Below are 3,164 nucleotides of genomic sequence, written 5' to 3'. Positions count from 1 at the left end.
GGTGGAGGGCCGGTGCTGCGTGGGAGGTCACGGGCGTGCGGAACGGGACCGCGCATTAGTCTGGGCGGCATGCCCGATCCCGCCCGTCCCCTGCGCAGCAACGGCGATCCCCTGGTGTCCGCACCCCCCCGTGGCGCCGGTGGCGCCCACGCCCTGCGCGAGCCGGCTCCGGCGACCGCCACCGAGGACGTCCCCGACTCCGGGGAGGGTCTGCTGACGTCCAACCGGGTTCTCGTCACGGCTCCGCGTCACCGGATCTCCCCCCGCACGCCGGTGTTGTGGGTGATCGAGGGGATCTGGTCGTGGGCGATCCTCGCCGCCCTGCAGGTCGGGTGGTACTTCTGGGGCGACAACGTGATGGGGTTCTGGAACTGGGTCGCGCTGGCCGCGACCGTCCCGTTCGCGTTCATGTCGATCGTGGTGGCGCCGTGGTGGCGCTACATCGTGGCCCGCTGGGACGTCTCGGACACCGCGGTGTGCTCGCGCAAGGGCTGGTGGACCACCCAGTTCCGGATCGCCCCGCTGGCCCGCCTCCAGACGGTGTACACCACCCGCAACCTGTTCGAGCGCTGGTTCGGCCTGGCCACGGTCCACGCCTCCACCGCCTCCGCCCAGGGCACGGTCGAGATCAGGGGGCTGACCCTCGCTGATGCCGAGGCCCTGGCCCAGCACCTCATCGCCATCGCCAACCTGGACTCGGAGGACGGGACGTGAGCGGACCGGGCGCCGCGACCGGGGTGACGGCGGGTCCGGACGACGACGACGAGGCCGGCTCCTCCGTCGACACCGCGCGGGACCCGGGTTCCGACCCGACGGAGGAGGACACCGCGGCCGATCGGACCGACGAGGCCGGACAGGTCGACCCGGAGGCCCCGTGGGAGCGGTTGTCCTGGCGGATGCTGCTGGTGGATCCCCTGGGGATGCTCACCCGGTTGCTCCCGCTGTTCCTCATCTCCCTGTGGCTGGGCTCGAACCGCAACAACTACTGGTTCGAGATCGGCGTCATCTCACTGATCGTCCTCGGCAGTCTGCTGCGGTGGCTGTCCACGAGCTATCAGGTCGGCCGGACCCACATCATCCTGAGGAAGGGCTTCTTCAGCCGCAACGTGGTCACGGTGTCGCGCCAGCGGATCCGCAGCGTGGACACCGAATCGGATCTGTTCCACCGGGTCATGCGGGTGTCGATCGTCGAGGTCGGCACCGGCCGCGCGGACTCCGGGAAGTCGGACGCCGAGCGGTTCCGGCTCAACGCCATCGACACGGCCCAGGTCGAGCCGCTGCGCGACGAGTTGCTCGAGCACCGGCGTGCCCTGGACCCGACGCTCAGCGAGGAGGACGAGGAGCAGTGGGGGTCGAAGTACGGTGAGGACATCTCCCAGTGGCGCGTCACGTGGGCAAGGTTCGCGCCGTTCTCCTTCATCGGGTTCGGCGTGCTCCTGTCACTGTGGCTCATCACCTGGCAGATGGGCGACATGCACGACCGCGTCATGGACCTCGCGGTGGTCGAGGCGGCCGTCTCGTGGCTCGATTCCCTCGGACAACCGTGGACCCTGGTCGGCGAGGCCGTCGCGATCTGGATGGTGGCCGGCGTCCTGGCGATCATCACGTACGCGATCCGCTACGGGAAGTACGCACTCACCGACCGTGGGCAGTTGCTCTACGTCCAGAACGGCATCCTGCGCCGCAAGCACCAGGCGTTGGACAAGGCGAGGCTCCGCGGGGTCGAGATCCGTCTGCCCGTGTACCTCCGGCTCCTGGGCGGCGGCCGGCTCGAGCCCATCATGACGGGGACCAAGAAGGGTGCCGCCGCGTCGACCCTGCTGCCGCAGGCACCCATCAAGGACGTCCGCCGGGTGGCGATCCGCATCCTCGGCGACCCGACCCCCGTCACCGTGCCTCTGCGACGTCACCCGTGGAAGGCCGCCCGGCGGCGGATCACCCGCGGACTCATGCCGTTCTGGATCGTGGCCGGTCTCATCGTCCTGGTCCGGATCGACTCCGGTCCCTCGGCCGACATCTGGGTGCGGTGGGCGATCCCGGCGGCCCTCGTGTTCTTCCTCGCGTTGTCGGTCGACCGGATCAGGATGCTCGGCCACGCACTGCTGCCCGACATGCTGGTGACCTCGCACGGGTCGTGGACCGCCAAGCGGACGGTGCTCGAGGCGGACGGGATCATCGGATGGACGGTGACCCAGTCGGTGTTCCAGCGCTCGGCCGGGGTCGCCACCGTCTCCGCGGCCACCCCGGCGGGCAACGGCGTCTACTCGGTGATGGACATGGACGCCGACGAGGCGTGGGCTCTGGCCGAGGCGCTGACCCCGGGGATCACGGACGTCTGGAACCACGAGGGTGACCCCGACGTGCGTTCCTCACCCTCGATGGGTATCCGGGCGCAGTGATCGACCCAGGGTCGCGACCCACAGCGGGATGAGACCGCCCACCAGCAGCAGCGCCAGGCCCCGCAACCCGATCGGGACCGGCATGTCCCCGCCGGGACCCAGGTTGAGCGCCACCAGGGTGAGGATCCAGATCAGGGCCGGGAACACGGCCACGATCGCGCGTTCGGACCAGGCGGAGGCCACCCGCACCAGGAACAGCGACCACGCGCCGGCCACCAGGATGGTGAACGGGGCCGGGACCGGGCCGACATACGCGGTCAACCAGGCGACGGTGAGGACACAGCTGGTCGCGGCCCCCACCGCGAGCATCAGCAGCGCCACGCCGAGCTCCACGGCCGAGGTGGTGCGCGCGACGGCGGTCCGGCGGGTCACCGGGACTCCCCCACGAGTCCGTCGAGAAGGTGTGCGGTGCCGGGCGGGCACTTGACGTAGGGGCCGTCGGGGTCGACGAGGTCGTGGGCGATGTACCACTCGACCTCCGAGACCGGCTGCAGCACCCCGTTGGTCAGTGCGAGGAACCACGGATCGTCGTCCGTGCCGGGCACCAGTTCCAGCTGGGTCGCGTGCCCGGTCAGTGCCTCCAACTTGGCCGCATAGGTCGCGTCGTCGAGCGGCACCCGGTGGGTGAGTCGGGAGTCCGGCACCGAGGGAAGCTCGGACTCCCCCGCGTGCCGCAGGTGGCCGGGTGGCGCGGGGTGCCGTCGCGAGACGTCCGACCGGGCGGTCACCGTCCACGCCATCCGCCGGGGCCGGTGGCCGGCCTCG

At 70.8% G+C, this 3,164-nt stretch carries 3 protein-coding genes and 1 pseudogene; 2 read left to right on the top strand and 2 right to left on the bottom strand.

What is annotated here, in order from left to right; genetic code table 11:
* Positions 1-69 precede the first annotated feature (69 nt).
* On the top strand, positions 70-714 hold the full coding sequence (locus G6020_RS10190; RefSeq protein ID WP_179525600.1) for a PH domain-containing protein: 645 nt from the start codon (positions 70-72) through the stop codon (positions 712-714).
* The gene (locus tag G6020_RS10185; RefSeq protein ID WP_182610541.1) at positions 711-2,399 is read left to right on the top strand and encodes a PH domain-containing protein; all 1,689 of its coding nucleotides are present in this window, start codon (positions 711-713) and stop codon (positions 2,397-2,399) included. Before G6020_RS10190 ends, G6020_RS10185 begins: the two co-directional genes overlap by 4 nt.
* On the opposite strand, the gene G6020_RS10180 is transcribed toward G6020_RS10185, so the two are convergent.
* Both G6020_RS10180 and G6020_RS10175 read right to left on the bottom strand, forming a co-directional pair.
* Positions 2,370-2,771: a hypothetical protein gene (locus G6020_RS10180; RefSeq protein ID WP_182610540.1), complete on the bottom strand. Its 402-nt coding sequence runs from the start codon at positions 2,769-2,771 to the stop codon at positions 2,370-2,372. The two genes, G6020_RS10185 and G6020_RS10180, sit on opposite strands and share 30 nt — an antisense overlap.
* Positions 2,768-3,164 (bottom strand): annotated as a pseudogene (locus tag G6020_RS10175) (N-acetyl-1-D-myo-inositol-2-amino-2-deoxy-alpha-D-glucopyranoside deacetylase); the annotation flags it as partial. The gene G6020_RS10180 and the pseudogene G6020_RS10175, both read right to left, overlap by 4 nt.

Origin of the sequence: Dietzia sp. B19 (assembly GCF_014145155.1) — a bacterium.
Lineage (GTDB): Bacteria > Actinomycetota > Actinomycetes > Mycobacteriales > Mycobacteriaceae > Dietzia > Dietzia natronolimnaea.
Note: the sequence above shows the minus strand (reverse complement) of the source record. Positions and strands in the feature narration are given on the sequence as shown.

Coding starts and splice junctions, on each gene's coding strand:
- G6020_RS10190 (WP_179525600.1), top strand. CDS start 70: ATGCCCGATCCCGCCCGTCCCCTGCGCAGCAACGGCGATCCCCTGGTG.